This window comes from Chitinophaga ginsengisoli, assembly GCF_003014595.1.
GTDB lineage: Bacteria > Bacteroidota > Bacteroidia > Chitinophagales > Chitinophagaceae > Chitinophaga > Chitinophaga ginsengisoli.
This window is the reverse complement of the sequence record NZ_PYGK01000007.1, coordinates 173,167-199,810: the sequence shown is the minus strand read 5'-3', so window position 1 is coordinate 199,810 and position 26,644 is coordinate 173,167. Positions and strand designations below refer to the sequence as shown.

Genomic DNA, 26,644 nt, shown 5'->3' with positions numbered 1-26,644 from the left:
CTGACCATCCAGCCAGTTGACATTTCCAATATAATGAGAGTCGTTTCATGCTGTATTCAAAGGAAATACATTTCTGGCATATGTCAGCCGGCAAAGTACATAAGCGAAGCAAACCGGGTGATGAACGAGGTAGCCGCGCCAGATAAAATTCACCAACTGCATGCGGTATGACATATCTTTGCCAGGAACACTGACAATTGATGACCAATGCAAGAAACCAAAGGACTACTGAGTAAGTTTAAGCATCACAATAAATTACCGCTTACATTGAACGAAAACTGTAAAATTGCCATCCCTGAAGACGTTTTGCAGATCTTACTTCAACCACATAAGCTGGCATTCTATTACTTTGTTTTTATGGATCAGGGGACAGCCACCTATCATGCGGATTCACAGGATATCACGCTGTCCGATAGTCAGATGGTCTGCGGCTTTCCTAATCAGATTTTCGACAATTCACCGAAAAACAAGAACAACCGGTATAATAACTTCGGATTTGATGAAAGCCTATTGGCACTCCTGCCGCAATCCTACCCTTTCCTGCACAATCCATTGAATTCAAGCCTCATCGCTTTCGATCCGGCTTCCAAACAAAGAGTAAAAGCCATCTTTAATATTCTATTTCAACTGGTTCATTCTCCTGAAAAGCAAAAAAATGTAGAAGTCATTCTAACCTATTTAAATATCCTGTTATTCGAATTTAATAAGGCCTACTTCCAACATACAGACCACGAAATTATCTCCGGCTCAAGGCTTTCAAAATATATAGAATTTAAACTCGCCGTGGAAACGCATCTGACAGAGCAACACGATGTACATACCATCGCTGCAAAGTTGTCGATGACTACAAGCAGCCTTTATAATATTGTAAAAGAGTTCTCAGGTCTTTCTCCCAAAGAATGGATCATTAACCGGCTAATACAGGAAGCGCAACGGAAGCTGCAATACTCCGATGTTTCGGTAAAAGAGCTGGCCTATGACCTGGGCTTTAATGATCCGGGCTATTTCTCCAGGCTTTTCAAAAAAAGTACTGGCAAGAGTGTCAGCACATATCTGACAGATCTACGCGATTTGTCCCATAAATAAAATGATTTGTCCCTGCCCGCCGTTTTTCTGACTGCTAGTTTTGCTTCAAATAATAACAACAATGAAGTCAGCATTAGTAACGGGCGCCAATAAAGGCATTGGCTTAGAAGTAGCGAAACAACTTGCACAAAACGGCTATTTTGTTTATATGGGTAGCCGTAACCTGGAAAAAGGTTTATCTGCAGCCCAGCATCTCCAATCGCAGGGAATCAATAACATCACAGCCATACAGCTGGATGTCACTAATCCGGAATCGGTTGCTGCAGCCCATAAGGTAATAAGTGAAAAAACAGCTGTACTGGATGTACTGGTGAACAATGCAGGCATTTCAGGCGCATTTCAGCAATCTGCCATCGAGTCCACTGTCGGTCAATTTCAGGAAGTATATGAAACCAACCTGTTCGGGGTCATCCGCGTTACACAGGCATTTATTGGTTTACTGAAAAACGCAACAGCACCCCGCATTGTGAATGTAAGCACCAGTATGGCATCACTCACATTGGCGGCAGACCTGACCAATAGCAACTATCCAACGAGATATGCTATGTACCAGTCGTCCAAGTCTGCCTTGAATATGTACACTATTCACCTTGCTTACGAACTCAGGGATACCTCGTTTAAGGTGAATGCAGTCTGTCCGGGATGGACGCAAACCGACTTTACCAACCACCAGGGCACAAGTACCGCAGCAGAAGCAGGAGAAAGAATTGCTAAATATGCAATGATAGGGAATGATGGGCCAACAGGAGGATTTTTTAGTGAGGAATATTTTCCTGCACCTCAGCAATGTCCCTGGTAAAAATCAACGCTGCCGGAAACATCATCTCCGGCAGTGTTTTATAAAACATATGTCATAAAAAATACGATACTCATATATCCAAATAACAGCGAAAACACAATATGTACAATAGTTTCAAATCTTTCCCCTTTCCAGAGAGCCGATGAATATCCAAAGAACTGAATAAAAAGCCTGATTATCCAGAATACTCCCATACCCAGGGATATCCTCCTTCCAAAGCGAGTATTAATAAGCTCATTGCCGGAAGTCAGGCACAACAAGCCCAAAAGAAAGACAGCAAGTGCAATAAAGAATGTATGGATAGTCATTATCTGTCGATTGATCAAACTCAGTGGCTTGAGTTCTTCACGCCAGTTGAAATATCCAGGGAATACCACATGACTAAATGCCAATACGATCAAAAGGGATCCTATTATTCTAAAATGAATTATCATCCTTTGAAAATATAAAAGTCGAAATAAAAGGGGTAAGCTTCATCTCCTGCTTAAGCCGCAGGTCAGCTTTACTGAAAAGTTCCAACCATGATTTCTTTGTGTAGAAATGTAAAAAGCCAATATTATAAGCGATGAAATTCGCTGTATCTCTCAGATGCTCTGTCAGATATATTTCTCCTCCGGGCTTTATGCTCCTGGCAAGTTCTTTAATAAAATCTGCTCTTTCTACCTCGTCTCGTATTTCATGTGCAGAAAAAATAACGAATATCTTGTCTGCTGAGGCATCCTCAATTGGCAGTTTATCTGCGTCAGCGGGTATCGTCTGCGGAAGAAGCGGATAAGCTTTTCTCGCCCGTTTGATTGAAACTTCTGTATGTTTCTGTGGATCATAGAAATCAATTATCCGCAGTTCCGCATGTTTATACTTGTTTCCAAGTAAGAGACTTGTTTCATCAAAACCTGCATGGATATTTACAATCAGGCGTTCTGCTGTTGTATTATTTATCCAATTTAAATGATACAGACCAGAAAGATCATAGATATAGAATGATATCAACAAAGAAGTGATAATAGGCGCCAGTAGCAAACCAGGTATTAAATAAAGTACAGGAAACCCCTTAAAATAAGCAGCTGCCATAGTGGTAAGTATGACTGCAATTAAGGATATTACATAGAAATGCCAGTTGAACCTGATAATGTTGAGCACACCCTGACACGGAGTTCTTCTTATTGCCATGTTTCCAGTTTACCTTTTTTCCAATAGTAAGGAACGTTACTGATAATGAAAGCATTGGCAAGTACAGCACCTTCAATCCGGAGAGACTCAAAAAATGAAAAACGATAGTCCAGCACCTTTATCGGTCTGGGTGTCCAGTTTTGTCTCACGCCTTCAATGATCAGGACATCTTTCCGTTCTGCATCAAATCTGAACGTAAACGGAAGCGGGCCTGCAAATCGCCGTGCCTCTTTCCAATCAGCAAATGGTGATGCTGCCGGCAATGGTACCTCTCCTTCAGCAATATCCAGGGATACTTTGAAATTCGACTTAACAGACTCAAATAATCTTATATCCCCTGACTCTACCTGCTTAATATCAGTGGTTGTATAGTTATAGTGAGTAAAGATATTTCCAAGGATTTCCATCTTTCTTTTATTCGTTTCGGACTTGAGGATGTACAAGCCACGCAGATGCTTACCTGCTTTATTAGTATACCTGACAAATACCCTGTATCCGATTAAAAAGAAGCTATTGCCCATAAATCCGGGGAAACCCTTCGGGCGAAGTTGCTTTGTCTGCACCATAGCCACTGCGATAAATCCATATTTATCATCAAATGTATCAAGCTCCAGGCAAGCAGGAATCAGCGGTTTTAATTGTTCTTTTGCCACAGCAAAAGTCAATACTATTGAATGCTCGAAAAATGCCTCAACAGCAAAGGGATGATTTTTAAGACCAGAGAACATATAGCTATTTATGTCTGATGTGGATTTAGCTTAAATTCGGTATAATAGATAGTCAGGACAAACAAGCATGCGAAAAGGGCATTTAATCTGCCCCAAAGCAGCAAATCCGGGACAAGAAAAAACTCAAGGATATTCATTGTCCCCACAACGGTCATCTGCAGTATTGCATTATACCTTGATTTTATCCCGCTCAGTGCCCAAACGGCCATTCCGATCTCCGACAATCCAATCGCTACTGTCAATGTCCTTGAATACCTGCCACCCAATATCCGGGCTACAATCTGTTCGTGCCGGGGAACCAGGTTAAGGACTTTACATACCAGGCCGTTTACCAGCCAGATTAGTCCAATAAAGTAAGTCAGTATCTTATGAGTGTAAATGCTCCGCATGTTGACAGTGGGATTTCATAGGCCATGAAGATACATAATAAGACTTTGCACAAAACATATTATTTTATATGTTTATGCAAAAATCAGCATCCCTATATCATCTCGTAAACGATTTTGAATGAGTAAAGTAAAATACTGTCTCCTGCTACTAGCGGGACTAATAAGCCTGCACCTACATGCCCAACACACTATTCAGGGAATTGTGATGGATAGCTCCCGGGATCCTATTGTAGGAGGCCCTGTGAAGATCAAGGGCACGATAAAAAAGACGCCGGTGATATGGGCGTTGGCCATACCATAACAGCATTATATGAAATCATCCCCACTGGCAGTAAACCCGGTGAAAGCAAACCTGCCGTTGATGCGCTGAAGTATCAGCAGAAAACTCTCTCTGCCGGCTACGATGGCGAAGCGCTTACAGTGAAATTGCGTTATAAACAGCCTAAGGCTGGTAGTAGTAAACTGCTGACTAACGTGATGCCATGGGAAATAAAAGACATCCGGCAGGCGACTGAAGACTTCAGGATGGCAGCAGCTGTAGCGACATTTGGATTGTTGCTTAGAAATTCCGCACATAAAGGCCAGGCGACCTATGGGAGTGCGCTATTACTGGCACAGGAAGCAAAAGGCGATGATACTGAAGGATATAGAGCAGAGTTTATACAGATGATTAAAAAAGCGATGCTGCTTAGTATCGACAACACTTCAACATCTGATCATAAAAGTGAGTAAATAGGAAAACTGATACTTATCTACTGAGTGATAAAACAGGAAGCCGTCTCCACGCTATGGAGACGGCTTCCTCTATTCCCGGCTATTCCAATGCCAGCATAAAATCTTATCCCTCTTGCGACTGCTCACCCTCTTTTCCCTCCTTTGCAAGATCATCCATCTTCACGACAGTATCCTTCACCTTTTCAATAGAAGCCGGCAGATTTTTACCATGGCACTGGCTATATGGTTTCAGACTTCCGCAATAACAGGGACTTCCCAGCTTCCCTCCTTCTCTGAAAAAGAGCACTGCATTATTGAACAAAGTATCATAATGCGTGTAGATATTCCCGTTAAATGTATTGAAATGATGCTGTTCGTTGCCCACACGAGTCGCAAACCGCAGCAGGTAATCCTTCATTTCAGCCAATAGAATAATATGGTCTACCAACGGATTATCTACAATACTGCTCCTGATACTCCCGATATGCTTTCCCTCGTATGCAAATCTGTCATCAGGAATAAACAATAGCTTGTCGATCGGTACACGCGGCGGTGTAACATCAACCAGGTTCCCGTCCTCGTCTTCCCATACCGCATGGTGTTCGCCTTCACATATGAAATCGCTTAACCAGACAGCCCATCCATAGACGAGGTTTCCACCGTCTTTAGCCACTTTATCCTGTACATTAAAATAACAGTTCCCTGGAGTAGCCGCAGGATCTGGCTTAATGGGGACAATTTCATGTTCATATTCTGACCCGATTTTGTCGATCAGTCGCTGGACCGGACCGGTAATCTCAATTGGACTTATCATACTCGTTCAACAACCTTAAAGTGATATAAAAGTGCCGCATAAGCCTGACTGGCCTCTTCGGCGCTGTAATAGAGGGCAAAATTAGTGAAGTCGGGGGAATATTGGGCAAACAAAAAAACAGCTGTATAAACTGTATCTTTGCCATGCAAACGGCATCATATGGAAGCAGGGAATACATCAAAAGATCCATTACATGGAATAACACTGGAAAAGATCCTTATACAACTTGTAGATAGCTACGGATGGGATGAACTGGGATACCAGATCCGGATCAATTGTTTTATCAGCAACCCTTCCATACAATCCAGTTTAAAATTCCTTCGTAAAACACCCTGGGCAAGGACCAAAGTAGAAGATTTCTATAAAGCCGCTTTACGGGAGGGAAAGTTTAAATAGCTATTGAGCCGCAGTCTGCACCTATAAAATCCCGCTGATGCGATAATACCCGAAATAATCTCATAAAATATTTCTACTTTAGAATCGAAACACTATTATTCTTGTGATTTTACACAACTAAGAATATGGTCCCTATAACCCTCTGATAAACACGTTTATATGTGCAGGAAAAGAAAAAGAACAACATCAGAACAGGATCCCCCTGCAAGAAGCGGAAAAAGACTGAAAGCCGATCTGACTACCAAAGGCCCTCTACCAGCAACATCTCCACTTCCATTAAGTGAACGTATTACAACTTTGAAGAGTTATCTGGCTCAGTGGAAGGCCGAACTTTTGTTTATTGGTACCCTTGCAAGAGGAGACAATCCTTTTTCGCCCGAGTATGTGATAAGAACTGCTACTACCGCAATAACAGCCGTCCAAACGCAGTTAGGAATGCAACTTAAACTGTTCGACGATGAACTTAAACGTGAAGAAAACAGGGCAGCTGCCAATATTGTTCCTCTGGGCCGGGGCAAACAGGCCGGTGATGGTAATCTGTACGTCCAGTTTGTCAATATAGGGTTGGGCGACTGTACCCTCGTCACCAGCCCTCAGGGTACCAGAATTATGATAGACTGTGGTAGTGACGGAGGCACAGATGATATCGTTTTAGACCCATCCCTTCAGGGTACTGCCCCATTTGATCATGTACGCAACCAGGTAAAGAATAAAATGTTTCTGAACGGCCGCAATAAAATAGACATGCTATTGCTGACGCATATCGATAGGGATCACCACAATAAAATAGAAGATATTCTACAACCATTGAGTGGCATCAGCGTAGACATAACCTATTATGGCGGCACTGAAGACTTTAACCAATATTTCACATCGGGAACATATGTAAAAACAATCAGCGGAGACACGCCCGCTTATATAAAAAAAGCTATCATACGGGAAGAAAAAGCCAACGCCAATACATTCACCCAATCTATTAACGATGTACCCGTAACCGCCACCTCCGGACAATCAAAGGCACTGGGAAAAGAATTTATTGACAGTAATAATGCCATGGTTTTATACTATGAAGAAAATACAATAGGGCAGAAAAATTCAGATTTCAAAATATCATTACTCGCCGCAAATGTAACCGGAGCCTGGAAAAAAAATACTTTTTATAAAAACGATGCCAAATTAAAGACGGCCGGAGAAAAAAAAGGAAATGGTACTATACAGAACAAACGAAGTTTAATAATACTAATAGAATGCTTTAACAGGAAAGTATTGGTATGTGGAGATGCCACAGTCGTTGCTGAATATGTAGCCATGAATCACTACAGAAAGTCGCTTCTGTCAAAAGTAAATTATCTGCGTATAGGGCACCATGGTAGTCCGACCTCTTCTTCCAGGGCCTTTGCTAATTCGCTTAAAAGAAGAAAAATGGCCATTGCCAGTGTAGGAGGGCAAAGCCTGGAGAAGCACCATCTGCCGCAAAAAACTATTTTAGAGAACTTTTTTCCTTTCCCCGTCATAAAAAAGCCCATTCCGAACACGCATACGATCTACGCCTGGGAAGATCTTGTCCGTGAGAATATATCAAATATTACCGATAACATCTGGGCTACCGGATCAAATGACTCGTACCAGCTTGCGCTGAAGCCTCCGGCAAGTACAATTGACGAGACATCTCCTGCCATCAATCCAGCACGTCTTCAACAATCTGAACTATGACCATTGCCGACATTAACGCATCACTACAGGCGCAACTGCCCAATATAACACTCTCCCCGGCCCTGTTCGAAAATGATGCAGCATTAACGCCATTGCTTCAGATGTATTTCTTTGAAGACAATGGCGCTATCCATATAAAAGCAGATGCAGGAAGCTATAACTTTGATCAGACGAATGGCACTATCCGATTCAGTGGTATTGGCCAGAGCGGCCCTTTCCGAGGCCTCACAATGCCAAAAGTACTGATCAAAATGGTAGATGGTGCTCCGCAGCTGGCCATCAGATCTACACCGCCGGATGATAGTACTATCACAGCCCTCTTTCCCAGCCTTAATGCCCCGGTATTACAGGAATTGCCCTGCAAAGAGATTTCCTTTTACTGGGATAGCTATGATAGCGAAACTGATAACACCTTACAGGGATTTTACTTCGAGGGTAACCTGGATTTTAGTATAGCGCCCCTCAATGTACTATCCTTTATATTTCCCGCTACAGATCCTCCTTCGACGCTCTGGGGACAAATAAAAATGCGGGGAACCTCCTCAGCAAAGGCAACGCAATATGTGCCGGATATGATGTTGATCATGGACAGTACCGCCGACCAAGCCACACTCGGTCCCTTCACACTGGAAGGTCCCAGGCTGCAGATCAATTCAAATCCTTATTTCAATACTTCAGATCTCCGCTGGCAAACAGACAGTAAGATTCATGTAAGTATGCTTGTCGCCTTCAAAGACACCTGGTTTGAACTCGTCCTGAGTCTCAACGATGCCAGTGGTAATATCATTTTCAACGCCAGACTCGATACACCACTGGGAGGTGCATTAGCAGATATTGTTCAGTTAACAGGTGGTACACCACTACACATTCCCGGGTTTACCATCTCCAAACCAAATGACCTGCTGCTAAAAGATATATTAATCAACTATGATACAATAGGTAAAAAAATCAATCTCCTCTCAGTTGAGGTAGGGATGTCTGATGGTGAAAAGTGGCAACTATGGGACCAGGTATACCTGGAGCAGATCGATGTCAAATTCCTCCTCACGCCCAAAAGCACTGGAAACGGTTATGATATAGGCGGTATGATCTCTGGTGTTATAAGCGGCTGGCTTAGCCTGAGTGCTGGTTTTAGCACGAATGGGAACTACAGCTTTTACGGCAGGCTTGCAAATCCTGATAAGCCGCTCACCATGCAGGAGTTATACACCTTTTTTACTGGCGATACACAAGCGCAGGATTTTCCGGACATTGAAATTGATGCCTTCTATTTTGAACTCAACCGCACACCCGATGGTAAAGGTGGCAGCAACTACAGCTTTCAGGGCAATATCGTGCTTGAAGGGGATTGGGACCTGCTCAATACCCCCACGAAGATCAGCCTCAACGGACTGAATTTCTACCTCGACAGACAAGAAGATGCCAGCATAAATTTTAAAGCAGGCGGTATACTCGACATTGCAGACTATAGCCTGTCACTGGAAGCAGCCTACAGTACCGATCAGAAATGGGTGTTCACCGGTGAGCTGGACTTGTCAGATGAAAAACCAGGTATAGGCGATATGAATACAAGGGTAGACACGGCATACCCAAACAAGCCTTCAAAACCTGTGGGTATCCCGCCTTTCTTACGCAGTTGGTATGTACAAAGTTTGTATGTGCAATATGCCACCCTAAAGAAAAATCTCGATCTTACCATGTCCATCAAAAACGGCGCTTATGCCTGGCTGGAAATGGACTTTGGTATTCATCTTATACATAGTGATGCTGCCTTTGATAAAGTGCTGGATGGTGCCATAAAGATTGATACAACCATCAAATCTAAAAACATACAGGCGGAGTTTGACCTGGTTTTCGAAGAATCCGCCACCACCACGCAACCGCCTGTAAAAACCTATACTATGCGCGGTAACTATGTTACCGCTCCGCAAACAGCGCCTTCCCTGTCAGACCTGTTGCTCTACCTGGCAAAAAATAATCCCATCGATAGTAAGCTGCCTGCAGAACTCAATTTTGACGCTGCTATTGAAGGATTATCCATTGAAGTGCAAAAATCCGGAGAAGCGCAAACGAAGCTGCAATTGGCCGGTACCTTCAGTTTTGAAATAGCAAACACCACCTGGGACCTGTATTTGGCCTATACAAATGATGTCAGGTTCGATACAGGACAGCCCACATCTACCGCCGATCCTGCTGCTACACCTTATGTATTTGGCGTGGCGATTGATGGACTCATCGATCTTTCACACCTGCCGCTGGTAGGAAAAGCACCGGGAGTAGATAAGCTGAGACTCGATAAGCTGGGTTTCTTCTATACCAACGCGACATTCTCTCAGCAAGATCAAAAGCTCTTTTTTAATATTCCTGCAATAGGAGATCCCGGGCGACTGGCGCCAGACCCTACCTCCGCTTTCCTGACGCATAGTGGTTTTTCTGTGATAGCCGTTTTTGGTAATGAGCAGGATGGGGCGGTAAACAACACCGGTACAATGCCCCTGCCTATCGATACAGGTATGTCTGTCCCCGGACACACGGCTTTTGCTCCCAATATGGCGGCCCCTAAAGATCCCGTGAGCTGGCTGGAGCTGAACAAAACATTGGGACCTGTCAGTCTGCAGAAAATAGGGATGGCGTATACCAAAGCGTCCAAACCGGATATACAGCTGGGTACGATCGCTTTCTATGTAGATGGTGGCTTTAAGATCGGTGGTTTAGAAATGGCGCTCGACAGGCTTGGTCTTAGTTTCAATATACCCAAACCCGGTAAGAAGGGCGCCTCCTTTAATCCTATACACGACATTGCATTTCGCTTAGGTGGCCTTTTTGTCAATTACCAGGCGCCCGATATGCAGATAGCAGGTGGGTTTGTAAGCCTGCCCGACGACAAAGGCGTAAACTTCATCGGAGAATTCATCGTACAGGCAGGCCCGTTCGGATTACAGGCATATGGAGGATTTTCTAATGACATGGGGCATCCTTCCCTTTTTGTTTTCCTGCACCTGAATGTGCCTATCGGCGGACCTCCTTTCTTTTTTATCAACGGTCTTGCAGGTGGGTTTGGCGTGAACCGTGCTTTTGTATTGCCGACCTTCAATCAACTCGCCAACTATCCCTTTCTGCCTGCGAGCAACACTATTCCAACAGCTGCCAACTTAGGCACGGATGCGGCAACAAAGCTGGATACAATGTCCATGGCGCTCACCAATCTGGCCAGGTATCTGCCTGTACAGGAAGGCGAATACTGGTTCGCCCTGGGGCTGGATGCCAGCTCCTTTGAGATGATTGAAATATCAGCCGTGCTGTCTGTTGCCTTTGGTGTAAAATTCCAGGTAGGCCTTGTTGGCAGTGCTGCCATGACCATACCGGTAAAAGAACCGGAACCAATCGCTTATATCCAGATCGATTTTGAGGTCAACTTCTCCCCTTCAGATGGTCTGTTGGCCAGCTTAGGTACCATCACGCCGGCTTCTTATCTATATGCAGGTTTTGTACATCTCTCCGGAGGCTTTGCATTTTATACCTGGTTCAGCGGTACGCATAAAGGCGACTTTGTAGTAACCATCGGTGGTTATAACCCTCATTACCAGCGCCCCGCCTATTACCCTGATGTACCGCGTCTCCGGATGGGTTTTGCTATGGATAGCCTCAATATAGCAGGCCTGTCTTACTTTGCGCTCACGGGCAACGCTATCATGGCGGGCATTGCCTTTCATGCTACATGGACGAGGGGGCCACTGAACGCCTGGTTTGATGTAGGCATGGATTTCCTCATTGGCTGGAAACCTTACCACTATGAGGCCGATGCCTATATAGGGATAGACATATCCCTCGTAATAAATGTCTTATTTGTACATACCCGCATCAATATATCCGCAGCGGTAATGCTGGATATCTGGGGACCATCCTTTGGCGGTAAAGCAAGGGTGGAATTGCATATCATTTCCTTTACCATCCATTTTGGTGCTGAGGAGCAATTGCCACCAGCGGTCGACTGGACACAGTTCCGGGAATTTCTGCCCAACATCAATAACAAAGCAACGCTGCCTAAGGAAGCGGCAGCTGGTAATCCTCCGCTGGTAAACCTGACAGTCACCAAAGGTTTGATGAAGACCTATTCACCAAGTGAAGATCCGGATGGATTGGACTGGCTGATAGATGCCAACAATTTTGAGATACATAGCCAGACAATTGCCGCTACTACAGATGCCATCTTTAACAATGGCGCTTCGCTGAAATCATATACAGCATATGTTGATCCGGCTAACCTTGACGCCAGTATCAAAAATGCGATCAACAATCATCAGGACGCTCCGTTCTTCGCCTATAAGCCGGAACAGGATAACCCTGCATGGAATACCCTGTCTTTTGGCATTCCTCCTATGGCATTAACCAATATACAGGCTATACACAACGTTACCATACAAGCACTGGATGATAATGGCCAACCTGGCAGGTATGTCACTGAATTGGTGTTGGTACTACAGACCAACAGCGTTCAAACAGCACTTTGGGGAAATGCAGGCGCCAAAACGATCAGCTTAAAAGGAAGCGATGCAGTGATCAAAGGTGCGCTGAACGGGTTTACAATGATGCCAATGCGCTGGTTCCCTGCCAGAACGGCTTTTATTGCCTACTACTACCTTGTATTTGATACGAACAATCTCTTCCTTGAACAGGATATACTGCCAACATTTAATACTTCGCCTGTCAATAATCCTGATGCTGTATATACCAGCATGGATAATGGCAATGCATTCAGTAACACCGTCACACAGCGGGCCAGTGTACTGGACCTGTTGCAACAGCAAGGTTTCGGCTATCTGGATCTTAAGAACGATGGTCTGCTGAATACAGATCAATATACCGCTGAACCAATACTCGCGCATTTCTCTTAAAACATTGATTATGGCTAATAATAGCGACCAACAGCTACTAAAAAAGCAAGCCTCATTTATACAACACAGTCTTCCTGGTCTCGAAGCCGGCACCTATCAGGTAGAAGTACAGCAGATATTGAAACACAGTGATGGAACAGATATTACTGGTGAAGGACTGCCTTCTCTCACACGTAAATTCAGCGTAGCAGGTGCCCGCTATACTTTAGACCGGAACGCCATACACTCGGTGTTCCCTCCTGCCGGAGCCGTAGGCGAATTTTCCAATAGTTTGGCACATGTGGTACTGAATGCTGAAAAGCTGCCCTGGCTGCGCTCTCCCTATATACCAAAGAACAGGCCTGAACCGAAGGTATTGACATATGAAACTACGATCAATGGAAAATCTGTTACCGTCGATTATGATCAGGACATACCCTCCTGGTTGTCGGTGATGTTGCTGAGCCCATCAGATCTTGATGGCGCCAACCTGCTGAATGTAGTAAAACAAGGTACGGTACAGAACCTGGTACCGGCTACTATGCAGATAAAGAATGGGAATAGTGCTTTGCTGGCAGGAACAATGCCCGCCAATGGTTACAGCATTTTCTCCTATCTCCTGGATGACAACAATACCGCACCAGTAGATCCGGGAGCGGGTTTTACACCTGCCACAGTCGTCAAATATATAGATGTGCCCTTCACGCTTTTTAACGCTATTGCTCCCAGTATGGCGGACCTCAGTATGATGGCGCACGTACGGGCAGTAGAAATGGCTAACAAACCTATCGCACACGGGCAAACGGTAAACCCTGTGGAACAATATAGTCTTGTCATCGGCAACCGCTTACCCGAATCGCAGCCGACAGTGGTACCCGGTGCGCCTACAGCCGTGCCACCATTGGGTAGCAATCTGGCCCTGCTGATATCACTGGAGTCTATGGAGTTGGCCCTGCGTAACCACAGTGGCACTACGTTCTATGACACCAATATTGCGAATCAGCCAGATGGCTTTGTACGTTTGCCTGTACTCCACCAATGGTCTTTTACCTCCTTGCAAAACACAGGTTTTGCTTTTGAAACGATGCTGAAAAGCCTGAACGGACGTAAGGCGGACGCTAACAATACCGTGACTGTACCCAACCCACAGCTAAGGGTACCAGATCCTCCCGTGTATAACCAGCCTACTCAGGAACAGACGGTGGTGCAAAAGATGCTGGCATCCGGTTACTATCCCATGAACCACCTGGCGCGCATTCCGGATGCGGAAGGCAAGCCGATCCAAACGCTTTCCTGGTACAGAGGCCCATTAGTACCTGACGGCGCATATACGCCTGCTATTGCATTTCTTGCGGATGATAATGTTCCTGCTATCTATGCTGCAGATCAACTGCTACGTTTTGATCCGGAGGTAGGCATGTATGATGTTGCCTATGCGCTGGCCTGGGAACTGGGTCGCCTGCTGGCACTGCAAAACAAAGATTTCTCTGTGGCATTATTCCAATGGAAAAAGAAAGTAGCACAGCAATACCGTATGCTGTTAGATGCTGATGTGCTGGATAATATGTTTGCAGACCTCCTGCAAGTATACAATGAGGATACAAGCATACAATCCGATCCTCTTGTGTTGCAGAAAATGGCTTTATCTCATCTCCAAAAAATAGCATCGGCTCTATGATAAATCCCTTATCTGCACTCTCTCAATCTGCTATTCCACCCGATCTGGTAGCCTGGCTGGCGCAGTTTAAAAACCTGCAGGGTGTTCCTTTTAATTATCTGGTGACGGACGAGCGTTTGCTGCCTCCGGAAACTATCCGGTTTTTCCAGGTAGATGCTACCTGGTCAGATGCATTGGTGGATGGTGCAATGAGTATTGGCAGACAGTATACAACAGCCACACAACCCTCACCGGACCTGATGGCAGAGCAGGCGCATCGCATCAGCATGGATAAATTAGTGAATACTACCCAAGCCAATATCAGGCGTTTGCAATTCAAAGGCGCAGTACCTGCGGATGTTTCTGCGGCAACAGTCATCACTGGCTTTTTACTGCGCTCCGTTGCAGTAAGCAGCTGGCCGGGTATGGAAGTAGCGGGATATGCTAAAAATGCGTCTCCCTATGACAATGAAAAGGGTATTATCACACCAGATCAGATCCAGGCACTTGATATATTGCGCCTGGAAAACCTATCGTCCACCGTACTGATAGGTCTGTTCAACGGACCGCTATACGAATTGGTATTACATCAGCCTCCCGAAGCAATACATTTCGGCTTTACAGCCATCGACCCGGTAAACAATTCGGTAAGTAAATCATTGCGGGTACCAGCCCCCGGCTGGGATGACGCCATATCATACAAGGAGGATAAAAATGTATCCTTTGACGCATTTACAGATGCCACCCACCGCGTGCTGGACCTACAGAAAATGTCTCAGCTAATGGGGCAAACCTTTCATAAAATGGGCATAGCGCCCGGTTATTTTCCTCAACAACAAGCAATGCTATCCTCCGATTTTGGATTGCAGATGGTACAAGGCGTAGGCCTGGTAAGCTTTATCAATGATGTTGCCGGAGAATCAATATAAAACGATCATTATGAATATCATAGTTCCGATAAATGTTGAGGTACTGCGTGTTTCGCCTTCTCCCGCCGCCAGTGCAACACCACAGAGCGTGAAATCGGCCCTGTACGATTTTTCACAAGCGGGCGCACATGCGCTTGCAGGTACCGGCAGCCTGATAGCAGCGAATAATTTTGAACATGCGGAAGAACTGATCAATAATAAACCGGGCCTGCATGTACATTGGTCGCTTCCTGCCGCATATACACACGGCGTGCAGGACAATGCAAGTGGCGCCTTGCGGTTTCCGGCGCTGCCCAACAGGTGGCTGGTCATCCGTTTCTTCAAAAACAGGAACGGACAGGAAAACACAGATTGTATAAAAGATCCGGCGAATTTTAGTCCTTCACTACAGATCTGGATACTGGAAAGTGATGCCCACGCAGCACCCGGCACAACCGGCTTTGACAATGGTACAGATATCCCCTGGATGAATGATACCCAAAACCTGTCAGCGGTCTCTTATCGGAAGACCGGGAGAAAAATAACCCTGGGGAACGGCTGGACAGAACCATCCGGTAATAACGGGCCTGGCATAGCATTTCTGGGAGATCTATTGCAAGCTCCTATGGCCTATGGCGAAACGTTTACCGCCTATTACCAGAATTGTGGCAATATCTTCGGTATTTATGACGATTTATCCGATCTGTTCCAGTCGCCCGCATGCCTGGAAATGAATAGCAATTTTTCTGTTTCCTATGCAGTCATGGGTTGGGTATCGCCCCTTGAAAATGATACCTGTAGTAAAATACTGGATAATGCCCTTACTGCATATCATCAGATGCCTGTTGATAAACAGCCCGTTTTTACCGACTATATACAACAGATATTTGAGCAACAGTTAAAATGGAACCTCAGCGACTACACCACCTTCACAGCAGATAATACGTCGCAGACACAAGGTATTCTAAGCGGTATTGCTGCAAACATTAACTGGAATATCACGCAGCCGGGCGCACCTTCCTATCCGGATGTACTACCGGATACCAGTAACGTGCGGACTGCTATTGGCAACAATAACGTAGAAGCCTTGTCTGCCTATCTGAATGCACTTAGCCAAAACAAAGCAACTAATGACCCGGACGATGTAACCACCAATACGGAGTGGCTACTCAATGCCCTTCAGTTTGGTCAGTTGCCCAATATAGGCAGAGGAGAGCTTGGGGTAGGACAACTGGACGAATACCTGCATGCAAAAACTTTTGGCTCTCATCCCGGAGGTTTTATCTGGACCGTACGTAATATCATGACCAGCAAGGCCGCTCCCCGACAGGATGTGGAAGTGACGCTGCTCTTGCCGCTGGCAAAGATGCTCAGTCAACTTAACAGCAGTCAATATACCTACGACAACCGCCTTGATGAGATCAGTGGACGCCGGAAAAAATTGTTCCTTGACTGGTGTTACCATATCAATGCGATTGAAAACAACGTCATCAATGCAAGTGGAAATATCAATGATGATTTGAGCGGCGCTTTCCTCATCGAGGGACTGATGCATCTTTTCCCGGTCATGTTACAAGCCGGGGCAGCATCCGAAATTGCCGGTCCTCATGCATCTTCTCCCTATAACTATAAACCTGCCGCGTTTACCATACAGGCGCCGGAAGATATAGACCCACATTTACAGGATTATGTCTTTAATGAAGGGGCTAACCTGGTGGCAGCAACTACCATCAAACAACTCCTCGATCTTTCTTACAGCCTCGAAGGGTTAATACCTGATCATATCAGGGCATTGCAGCAGTCGCTTGAAACCACGCTGCTATCACTTAACGCGGCGCAACCAGGTGGATCTGACGCAGGCTCTTACCTGGCGCAGGCTATCAGCGCCCTGCAAAGTGCGTTAAGCACTGCACAACTGTTACATGGCGAATTTGCTAAAACAGCCAATATGCCACCGCTGCAGAATGCTATCAGCAATGATCTCAAATCCCTGAATGATCTCATCGATCCTAATACTGGCATCTTCTCACAGATAAAGATCACAAATGCTATCCAGCCAGTTCCCTTGCCGGCGGGTATGGTGTATACAGGAGAAATGGCATCCCTGGCTGACTATGCCAATGCCGGATCATGGACACCCCAGGATCAGTTCCCCGGCATGAAAGTGCTCATTGACACCTGTTCAGGACAGGAAGACGCTAGCTATCATATCAGCGACATACAGGCTTCGGGTGTATACCTTGCCACCGCCTATTTCTGGCGCATATCGGGTCAGACTGCCAACCACACAACAGCCTATTACATCCAAATGGCGCAGCAGGAAATCGCTGATGCCATCCAGAATGGAGAGAATGCCAGCACGGCTCTGCAAAATGCTATTTCCTTGGTTGCTGTCAATAATGGGACTGTTCAGCAGGTCGGTCAGGCTATTTTAACGATACTGGATACTACCATCCCTACGCTCCTGAATTTTCTGCAGGCAAAAGAACCAGATATTACCAGTGCCATTGCGCTTTTGCAACAGTTGAATATAAATGGGCTGCAGGCGGCATGTAAAACACCAGACTGGCTCAATTTTGTAAGCAGTATAGAACAGGCATGGCTATTACTATTGTCGCGCCTTCCTGACGCGCAGCAGGTAGACATACTGAGCAACTATCTATATAAGCAGGTCAATACACATTATGTATTAGGCACAACACCTGCCGGTAATTTCTGGCATCCGCACGAACCTGTCATATTGTTGGCAGAAAATGGGAACACCGGCAACGTCATTAAGTCTATTAACCGTAACGGACCATCGTCCTTGCTGCCCTGCCGTTTGGAAAACGAACTGGTGAACACTAACACTACTTATCCGGCCACTATCAGCAAACTGGCGAATACTGTCAATCCCGGTATTACCGGATTAAGCAGCCTGCTACAGCAACTGGCAGCAGAAGCAGTACTGCTTTGTCCTGAACTGGAAACCGTAGTAGGTGCAGATGTATTGGCAACCGCCGCCGTGCAGAATGAAACACTCCATTACAACAAACAACACCAGGTTACACTGAACCCTGCGCCAACAGGCTTCAATGGCAAACTGCCTTATTATATTGGCTGGAACTGGTCAGACGGAAAGGACCCTTTCCTGCCACTCTATATTTTCTGGTCAGCGGAATACGTATACTCGCAGCAGTTAAACTTTGATACAGCACAATTACCGCCAGATTACCTCCAATCGGAATTCACCCTGGATCAATACCTGACCGATAACCAGCTGCAGGCAACAGCTGCAGATAACTTCAAAAAGAACACCAGTAAACCAAACTTCTTCAGCATGAGCGGCGTGATCAGCCTTTCCGGGGCTGCCACGGCTAATCTCTGCGAGCAGATAAGAAATTATTGCGTGCAAAACTTAGACTACGACCCTGCAAAGGGCGCTCCGGATAGCAATGATCCTTTTATCAGGCAGGAAGAAGAACGTTTTTATAAAGCATATAGCGAGTATAAAACCATGCATGTGCTATCGCAGGGATTGAGTGGTTTTAATGCCGCTATGTTTCAACGTGCACAGGAACTACAACTGCCGCTAAATATCCCTGCCAGCTGGACCACAAACAATAAAATGCCGGTCTCCGATTTCTGGCCTACACAAATGTTGTTTACGCAATCGCAGGACTGGCCACTTCAATGGGCTGCCGATTCCATTAATAACAATGCCTTTAGCCAGGGAGCCGCTGCTGTTTATTTTAATCCCCTGCGTGCAGGCTTGTTAAATATCGGAACAGTAACGCTGGTGGATGTTTTTGGTCGTTTTGTCAATATCATCAGTAATAATATTGGCCAGCAACCCATCGTCGCGGAAGCACTCCAGGTACAGATAGAAAATCCTTTACCTGATCATCCCATTTACCTCCCGCCCCGTTTAGTGCAGCCCTCCAGGCTGCTGTTCAAATGGATTGCTGCCGGCTCACCAGATACCATGCAGCATTTCACAGAATGGAATCCTCATCCCGCCGCTTCTCCTGTTTGTGGCTGGATGTTGCCCGATCACCTGGACCAATCCCTGGCATTGTATAACAGTGATGGTGCACCACTCGGCGCTTTACGTAGTATAGATACAGGAATGCATTGGTTTACCGTACCGGGAGAATCTTATCCCGCAGGTATACCCAACAGGCAATTGATGATAAACGATTTACAGGACAGAGGCGCTAATCCGTTATTGCAATCTTTCCTGGAAACCTTCGCATTCCCTGATGTTACTGCTCCTGCTGCAACTGACTTCACCCGCTTCCTGCAGGTGCTGGATGCCGCTCAGCAGTTCATCATTACACCTTCCATGCAACAGGATCGGGCACTGGCTGTATTAACCGGTCAGCCGCTGGCATTAGTACAGGCAGTGATCCGGCTTGAAACAATGGGCTTAGCAGATACAAGTGCCGACGATAAAAGTTATATACCCTGGAATACACCAGGTGCCCAGTTTCAGTTAGATCAGAACGGGTTCATTCCATACAACTTCAACAATTTTAATAACGCCGCATTGAATGACCTGGCCATACCACTTAAACTGGGTGTACTGGAATATGAAAAGAACGGACAGCTTTCCCCTTATTTTGACGACGGACTGGTAGGATTCTTCCTGGGGAATGACTTTTCCGTATTTTATACGCCTGTGAAGTTAAGCGACAACACCATGAGGATTACTTCCACCAGCTTACCTGGCGCCACCCCTGCGGTGTTACAACCCGATGGTAAACCAGTAACGATCACCATGATCATTGATCCGCGTGCTGCTGTACATGCTACCACCGGCGTCCTTCCCATACAGGATCTCAAGGTTCCGGATGACCAGTATAGCCGCGCGATATCATCATTGCGACTTACTTTCCTCACAGGCCCCGTATTGCGTACAGCTGCGCCGATCCGTATACCGGCACCTGCTGAAACAGGGTATAGCTGGAGCTGGCAACAGGTGGGTACCACCAATGAGCCACTTCAACCGGCACAATTGAATACGGATGCCGTATTTCCTGCCTCTCCTCAATTTATTGTTGATGGATGGATGAACCTGAAACACAGTAAATAAAAACAACCTGATATGAGTAAAGCTTTCACGCTCCAACTAATAAATCCTGCTGCTACTGGTCCTGTAACGAATGTAATTTATACAGGCCTCAGTGGTGGTAATGCGCTTAACCTGATCATAGGTAATAATTCCGGTTTTGATATGACGATAGGCGGCAGTTCGACCGGGAAATTTCTCGACGTCCTCATCTCCGATAATATACTCAATGCAGAAGCAGCGGCAGCACTGCATGTAAAGGCTCCCTGGTCTATCGCCTCTTTTATTCCTCCGTCTAAGTCCGGCGAGGCTTATACGTTTAAGCTCGCGCCTCCTGCCGGTGGCGTACCGCTACCCAACAATGGAACTATCACAATTGAACTGAATACCCTGGAGCCCGATGCAAAAGGCACTGCCCAGCTGCAAGTACAATACCAGTTCGATACGCAGGGAGATAGCCTTCACCTTTCGGCATCGCTTTCGGTCATTGGTGGTATCAATCCTAAATTAGCGCAGTTGTTCGGAGATAATGCGCCATTGCGTTTTTCCTATTATGTCAATAACAGCGATAGTGAAGCACCCATTATGGTGTCTTCCAGTCCTGTTACACCAGCAAATGAACTGGAAAACCGTCTTCACCTGAACGTGGTGTTTCAGGAAACGATGCGTCCGGCATTTCGCTTGGATGACAACAATGGTTATCTCGTTAACGGCTGGGATGCGAACAACCCGCCCGCCTTCCGGGTCTTCTTCCCCTATTTTTCAGTCAACGAAAAACTGCCGGCCATGCTTGATCTGACGGATGCACTGCAACCGGCAGATCCTCATTATAATGTCATCACTTCTGCCTGGAATATTGCTGGCGCACTCGATGCTGAAAATGCTAAAATCACGAAGAACGACTTCTGGCAAATTGGCCTGGATCCGCTTTCTCCTGAGCCGGTGTGGGCCGCACAGCCCATGCCCGGTAATACACACCTGTTTACCGCTGTAATGGGTGCCAGCGGACAACCCGGACCTTTTTTAGATCTCTTTTTCAGCCACATATTTTCCTGTTTGCCTATAGATCCTGCAAACCCGGCGACAGTCCTATATTTCCAATGGCTGAATTTTCCCGGCTTTAACGATGGCATAGCCGCATTTGCGCTTGAGAAACGCGATAAACTGGTTATTCCGGAATTTAATTGTGAGATAGTAAGGTCAGCGGCAGGTACATACTTACAGATGACATGGACAGCCAACAATGCCGCCTATTGTCTCGTGAATGGCGATGACAACCATCTTCCGGCCAGCCGTGATTTCAATCATCCGTATAAAAGAGCTGTCACAGCAGCACAACCGCTGCTTTCATCTTATACGTTAACAGCAGTAGCGGCGGATGGTCTTACAACCATCACCCGCACCGTCAAATTAAAATGGCAGCTGAATAATGCTTTGCAATCGCCGGCACTGGACGCAGCCGGCCTGTTTCAAATTACCCCCGACGGGAAAAAGCTGTTTTACGGGGATGCCAATGGTATCAAATGTTTTGATCCCAATACCCTGCAGCCCTTACCATTTGAAGCACCTGCTTCCGTGGCAGCAAATGTGGTCATAACACCTGATAGCAAAACCTTCTTTTTCACAACGATGGACGGTAAAGTGAATGGCTATAATATTCAAACGCAGCAGCTAACACCTGGTTCGGGATACGACTTTTCCGGCGGAAGTGTAGCCCCTTTTTCGATCATTGCGCTTTCCAAAGACAATAAAAAACTGATCCTGGGTACCCAGCTGGCGAGCGTGAATAATAAGAACGAGGGCGCTAACACGCTGGTGATCGTAGATACAAACAATCTTCGTCCGGTGATGCCGACCATTACGCTTCCTGAAACGCCCCTGCAAGTCGCCGTCGGACCCAATACCGGCAATGTATATGTTGCGCTATCAGACGAAAACAGCAATGGATCAGTGATAGTACTCGATGGTGAAACGTTTGCGCGCCTGCCCTTCTCTCCCATTGCGCTTCGTTACCCCGGCATGTTAGCACTTTCTCCGGACGAATCCATGCTCTATGTAATTTCGATCAGCGATGTTGAACTGACATACTTTGTATTATCACAGATAGATACGCAAACAATGCAGTTGGTAAACCAATTGAATATAGATTATGGATTCTTTCCGTTAACAGAAGCATTCCTCGGATTTCCCCTGGCGTCTTTATATGTCTCTCCCGACAACACGACCCTTTTCATAAGTGGCATGACAATAGAAGCGATGAAGAATAAAGATCCAAATGAGGCAACTATCGGTATATTCGCGGCTTTGCATACAGATTCACTACAGGAACGAAGCTGGTCGCCATTGGCAAAAGGGAATATACTATTTTCGAATGTCACACTATTACCTGATGGCTCCCGCATGATCGCAGCTGGTTCGCTAAACCTCATGCAAGGCAACAAGCCACCAATTTATTTAAACGCATTTGATCCGGTTTTTCAATAACACAATCATTCGCAGCGATAGGCTCCATTAGCCTTATTGTTTGTATCCCGGGGTGACAACCCGGTATACCATGTGCAGCAAACGTCATTAACAAACCATAATAGGACTCCGTCAGGAGTCCCATTGTTTGTAGCGCGGGGTTTTAACCCCGGGAACGCCCCCCGCGGGACCGAATCAACACAATCATCAAAACCACAGCCGCTACAACATTCAACATCCCAAACCAATCGCCCAATACACTATAAACCGTTTTATAATACTGCGGAACAACTGTAGCTACCAGCCTTACAGGCGCTCCTTCATCACTATGCGCCTCAAATAGCACTTTCCCCCGGTAATCATTGATCGTCAGTCTTCCCTGACGGGCATTCCTGGCCATACTATATCCGCCTTCCACACTCCGCATGATCGCCATACGGGAGTGCATCCATCCATCGCGGACAAAATCCCAGGCAGGTACATATAACATACGCCTCTCTGCCTTTCCATACCCCAGGATGTACTGCTGAAAATCCAGGTCCTTACAAATAGCAACACCCTCTTCAGCACCTCCCCGGCTAAACAACCCTATTTGCTTACCTGGTCTGACGGAATCAAGCACCTCTCCTTCGAACAGATGCACTTTCTGATAGTCAGCAATTACCCGTCCCTCATCCGAAATCACCCAGGCCCGGTTTTCATAATAATCGTTTTTCTTTTGGTCAACACAGACGATAATAAATAAATGATACGCCAGCGCGGTATCTTTAAATCTTTGCAGGATACCGGATTGCTCAGCTTCATTGTATCTGAATATCTTCTCCGGCATTAAGATAACCTGCGCACCCTGTCTTGCCAATACAGATACTTCATTCAGATAAAGATCTGCCAGGTGTAGCTGTTTTTCGGTACTTGTCGCGTAAGTACTATGATGCGCTTTTTCATCAATAGTTGCCATACCTATACGTACAGGTGATTCCTTCCCGGTTACATGATCCCTGAGTCTCCATGCACCGAATATCATTGTTATACCTACAATGCCAATAGTGATAAATAACAACGGCTTTACAGCATGCTGCCGCTTATAGTTGAAGTAGATCAAAACGATGGCCGAAGGAATGAATGTCAACAGGAAGGTAATCCCTTCTATACCAGCTATTGAAGCAATTTGTATGACAGGCAGATAATTGACCTGGGTGTAGGCGATGCTGCCTGCCGTTCCATCTCTTGAAAAAAGGAAGGATAAATATTCAAACGAGGTGAATAACACGGGCAAAGCAAATACAGCAGACCAATGTGAGAAGCGAAGGATAATACTCCTGGCAGCTATCACAATCAATGCAAATATCAGCGGCAATAAAACGGTAAACAGGATAGCCAGTGGCACAGGCAATACGCTTAGCAGGTAAGGTAGCCAGCTTAAACGTCCTAACAGATAGCTGATAAAGGCAATAAGAAAAGCCCATCTCTGCTTTAAAAATAACGAGCAATATAACACAGGGATAGGTGCCACCCATAAAAGATATCCGAAATCCCCCGAAAGACTAAAGGCGAAATACCAGCAAATGGCAGAAAAAAGAACACTGATAGCAATGAAAGTGTTAGACGCTGTCCGTGATACAGGCATGTTGCAATGTTTAAATAAACATGAAGTTATGAAGCCTGGTCCGACAGGAATTGTATATTTTAGACAGATTGATGTTTTATCAGAATGTCAGCGATTTTGTTGTCTCCTCTTTTAAACTGACCAGGGGTGGTACCTGTAAATTGCCGGAAATCCCTGATAAAATGAGCCTGGTCAAAGTAGTTACAGGCATAACAAATGCTGGTCAGCGCATCTGCTGTATCCATGAGTCTTATAGCCTTATTGAAGCGTAAGATCTTATGATAGTATTTGGGCGTATAACCGGTATTCCTGATAAAAACCCGTTCCAGCTTCTTGTAGTTATAGCCGGTCTGATGACAGACAGTTGCAATAGAAGTGTCTTCATTACCACTGCGCAGCGCGGCTATCGCGATGTTCATTAACAGGTTATCCCGGGGAACAGCTTTCAGGGCCTTTATCATCAAGGTATCCAGCATACGCAGCATGGCCATAGTATCCTGCTGTTCATATAAAAGTGCCTCCCAGTCGTTGACCTGTGTGCCTAAGATAAACGCTGCAGGAACCATAGCATTTGACAGCCCGGACACCGGCATATTGGTAAAAGCCGCAAGTCCTCCCGGTTTAAACCGTAGTCCCAACATATCCACTTTGCCCGTCGCTGCAACATAAAACACTTTGTTACGTTGCCCCATGAAAATGGGTCCGGGAAAACTGATTCCTCCAGGATTATCTTTAGCAATCAACCAATTTACAGGACTGGCAAAATTGAAGATCATTTCAATCCGGCCGCCAGGAACAAGCGGATCTGGCGAATTAAGAAAACAAGCCTCCGCACGCAATATCCAGTAGCATTCAATGTAATCTGCTAACTGCGCTGACGGCTGGTATTGTTGATATTCAAACATGATTTTCGGACGAAGGGTGTTGGCCTTACTTAAATATAAGCATTTTCAGGTGATATAAACCTCGTTACCCATCTTAATTTATTGATCCCTTTCCTCACTATACATTAACTTTAGCTAACTTCCAGCCTGAATTAAAATTATAAACCATAGTTTTAATAGCCACCATGAAACACAGCTTCCTCATCATATGTCTTGTAACCACTATGGCCCAGGACATGCTCGCCCAGCACCACAGTAATACTTCTAATCACAAACAGGAAAAGACTACCATCCCGGACTTCAATCATGCTTTACTCCTCGAAACAAGATTAGACACAACGGCCAATGTAAGTGTAGGCGATCTTGACGGCGACGGCCATCTTGATATCCTGTTAGTCAAAGGAAGACATTGGCCAATTGCTGACAGGGTATTGCTCGGCGACGGAGCCGGCGGCATCAGGAAAGCGTATAACCTCAGTAATATATCAGACCGTTCATACGCTGGCGGCCTGGCTGACTTCGACGGAGATGGTTTTCTGGATGTTGCTGTCAGCAATGATGCTCCTGATAAGAAACTGATATATCTTAATGACAGGAAAGGCAATTTTACAATCGGGTCCGAATTTGGTCAGCCTGAATGGTCAACCCGTAATCTGTCAATCGCCGATATCAACGGTGATGGATTTCCGGATATCATCCTCGCAAACAGAGGTGATGTAGGGAGAACGGCCAATAATATCTGCTTAAACAACGGAAAAGGACAGTTTGGTGCTGATTGCATCTCATTTGCACCTTATCCTGCCACCACAATCGCTACTGCTGATTTTAACAAGGATGGTTTTGTTGACCTCATTGTACCGCACCGTGATAGCGGCCAGAGCTACATTTACATCGGCAGTCAGGATCACGCTTATACAGACAACTATCGTATTCCATTCGGCCCTGCCGATGCGACAATCCGTGTGGCAGCAGCAGCCGATTTCAATGGAGATAATTTACCCGACATTGTAACAGTAGACGAATACAAAGGCGTACATCTCTATTTTGGGCAAAAAGACCAAAGCTTTTCCGCCGGAATCTCTCTGGCCGACGCAAAAGTTGTTCCCTATGCGCTGACAATAGCGGATCTTAATAACGACCATAAACCTGACATCATCGTAGGCCATATAAAGGCGTCGTCCACAATATTTTTTAACGATGGAACTGGCCGGAACTTCAAAGCGGTCTCGTTTGGTGATGCAAAGGGCACGGTGTATGGTTTCGGAATTGGCGATTTCAATGAAGATGGAATACCCGACATTGCCGTAGCACGCTCAGAGGCAGAGAATGTTTTATATTTTGGTCATACAAAAGCAAAGAACAAAAAATAATCAGGCTAATTTAACAGGATGAT

General features: G+C 45.7%; 18 protein-coding genes. 12 read left to right on the top strand and 6 right to left on the bottom strand.

Going from position 1 to position 26,644, the window contains the following annotated elements:
* The first annotated feature begins 207 nt into the window (after window positions 1-207).
* Complete coding sequence (locus tag CLV42_RS18535) at window positions 208-1,086, top strand: helix-turn-helix domain-containing protein (RefSeq protein ID WP_106603419.1); 879 nt, start codon at window positions 208-210, stop codon at window positions 1,084-1,086.
* Between the two features lie 61 nt (window positions 1,087-1,147).
* Window positions 1,148-1,885 carry an SDR family oxidoreductase gene (locus CLV42_RS18530; RefSeq protein WP_106603418.1) on the top strand — a complete coding sequence of 246 codons (738 nt, stop codon included), beginning with the start codon at window positions 1,148-1,150 and terminating at the stop codon, window positions 1,883-1,885.
* A 417-nt stretch (window positions 1,886-2,302) separates the two neighbouring features.
* On the opposite strand, the gene CLV42_RS18520 is transcribed toward CLV42_RS18530, so the two are convergent.
* The 3 genes from CLV42_RS18520 to CLV42_RS18510 all read right to left on the bottom strand — a co-directional run bounded on the left by CLV42_RS18520 (window position 2,303) and on the right by CLV42_RS18510 (window position 4,172).
* Window positions 2,303-2,956, bottom strand: coding sequence for a class I SAM-dependent methyltransferase (locus CLV42_RS18520; RefSeq protein WP_245901685.1), 654 nt, complete (start codon window positions 2,954-2,956; stop codon window positions 2,303-2,305).
* Between the two features lie 89 nt (window positions 2,957-3,045).
* Complete coding sequence (locus CLV42_RS18515; RefSeq protein WP_106603415.1) at window positions 3,046-3,783, bottom strand: DUF2071 domain-containing protein; 738 nt, start codon at window positions 3,781-3,783, stop codon at window positions 3,046-3,048.
* A gap of 8 nt (window positions 3,784-3,791) precedes the next feature.
* Complete coding sequence (locus tag CLV42_RS18510; RefSeq protein WP_106603414.1) at window positions 3,792-4,172, bottom strand: DoxX-like family protein; 381 nt, start codon at window positions 4,170-4,172, stop codon at window positions 3,792-3,794.
* Window positions 4,173-4,290: 118 nt separating this feature from the next.
* On the opposite strand from CLV42_RS18510, the gene CLV42_RS18505 reads away from it, so the two are divergent.
* On the top strand, window positions 4,291-4,473 hold the full coding sequence (locus tag CLV42_RS18505; protein WP_106603413.1) for a hypothetical protein: 183 nt from the start codon (window positions 4,291-4,293) through the stop codon (window positions 4,471-4,473).
* Window positions 4,452-4,904: a YfbK domain-containing protein gene (locus CLV42_RS18500; protein ID WP_106603412.1), complete on the top strand. Its 453-nt coding sequence runs from the start codon at window positions 4,452-4,454 to the stop codon at window positions 4,902-4,904. Before CLV42_RS18505 ends, CLV42_RS18500 begins: the two co-directional genes overlap by 22 nt.
* A 106-nt stretch (window positions 4,905-5,010) precedes the next feature.
* On the opposite strand, the gene CLV42_RS18495 is transcribed toward CLV42_RS18500, so the two are convergent.
* Window positions 5,011-5,700 carry an SEC-C domain-containing protein gene (locus CLV42_RS18495; protein WP_106603411.1) on the bottom strand — a complete coding sequence of 230 codons (690 nt, stop codon included), beginning with the start codon at window positions 5,698-5,700 and terminating at the stop codon, window positions 5,011-5,013.
* 159 nt (window positions 5,701-5,859) lie between these two features.
* Here CLV42_RS18495 and CLV42_RS18490 point away from each other — a divergent pair, with 159 nt between their 5' ends.
* The 7 genes from CLV42_RS18490 (at window position 5,860) to CLV42_RS18460 (ending at window position 22,782) form a co-directional block, all read left to right on the top strand.
* Window positions 5,860-6,096: a VF530 family protein gene (locus CLV42_RS18490; protein ID WP_106603410.1), complete on the top strand. Its 237-nt coding sequence runs from the start codon at window positions 5,860-5,862 to the stop codon at window positions 6,094-6,096.
* Between the two features lie 159 nt (window positions 6,097-6,255).
* A complete protein-coding gene (locus CLV42_RS18485) occupies window positions 6,256-7,809 on the top strand; it encodes a ComEC/Rec2 family competence protein (protein WP_106603409.1) in 1,554 nt (517 codons plus the stop codon).
* Window positions 7,806-12,704 carry a DUF6603 domain-containing protein gene (locus CLV42_RS18480; protein WP_106603408.1) on the top strand — a complete coding sequence of 1,633 codons (4,899 nt, stop codon included), beginning with the start codon at window positions 7,806-7,808 and terminating at the stop codon, window positions 12,702-12,704. Before CLV42_RS18485 ends, CLV42_RS18480 begins: the two co-directional genes overlap by 4 nt.
* Window positions 12,705-12,714: 10 nt before the next feature.
* Entirely contained in the window at window positions 12,715-14,361 is a 1,647-nt protein-coding gene (locus CLV42_RS18475) for a hypothetical protein (RefSeq protein ID WP_106603407.1), read from the top strand.
* Entirely contained in the window at window positions 14,358-15,269 is a 912-nt protein-coding gene (locus tag CLV42_RS18470) for a hypothetical protein (protein WP_106603406.1), read from the top strand. The genes CLV42_RS18475 and CLV42_RS18470 overlap by 4 nt, the downstream gene beginning before the upstream one ends.
* A gap of 10 nt (window positions 15,270-15,279) precedes the next feature.
* On the top strand, window positions 15,280-20,322 hold the full coding sequence (locus tag CLV42_RS18465; protein WP_106603405.1) for a hypothetical protein: 5,043 nt from the start codon (window positions 15,280-15,282) through the stop codon (window positions 20,320-20,322).
* Between the two features lie 12 nt (window positions 20,323-20,334).
* Window positions 20,335-22,782 (top strand): YncE family protein, encoded by a 2,448-nt coding sequence (locus CLV42_RS18460; protein WP_106603404.1) that lies wholly within the window; start codon window positions 20,335-20,337, stop codon window positions 22,780-22,782.
* A 142-nt stretch (window positions 22,783-22,924) separates the two neighbouring features.
* Here the strand turns inward: CLV42_RS18460 and CLV42_RS18455 are convergent, their stop codons facing one another.
* Entirely contained in the window at window positions 22,925-24,388 is a 1,464-nt protein-coding gene (locus tag CLV42_RS18455; RefSeq protein ID WP_106603403.1) for a nitrilase-related carbon-nitrogen hydrolase, read from the bottom strand.
* Between the two features lie 59 nt (window positions 24,389-24,447).
* The gene (locus CLV42_RS18450) at window positions 24,448-25,272 is read right to left on the bottom strand and encodes a helix-turn-helix domain-containing protein (RefSeq protein WP_106603402.1); all 825 of its coding nucleotides are present in this window, start codon (window positions 25,270-25,272) and stop codon (window positions 24,448-24,450) included.
* Between the two features lie 164 nt (window positions 25,273-25,436).
* Here CLV42_RS18450 and CLV42_RS18445 point away from each other — a divergent pair, with 164 nt between their 5' ends.
* Window positions 25,437-26,621, top strand: coding sequence for an FG-GAP repeat domain-containing protein (locus CLV42_RS18445; protein WP_106603401.1), 1,185 nt, complete (start codon window positions 25,437-25,439; stop codon window positions 26,619-26,621).
* Window positions 26,622-26,644: the final 23 nt, after the last annotated feature.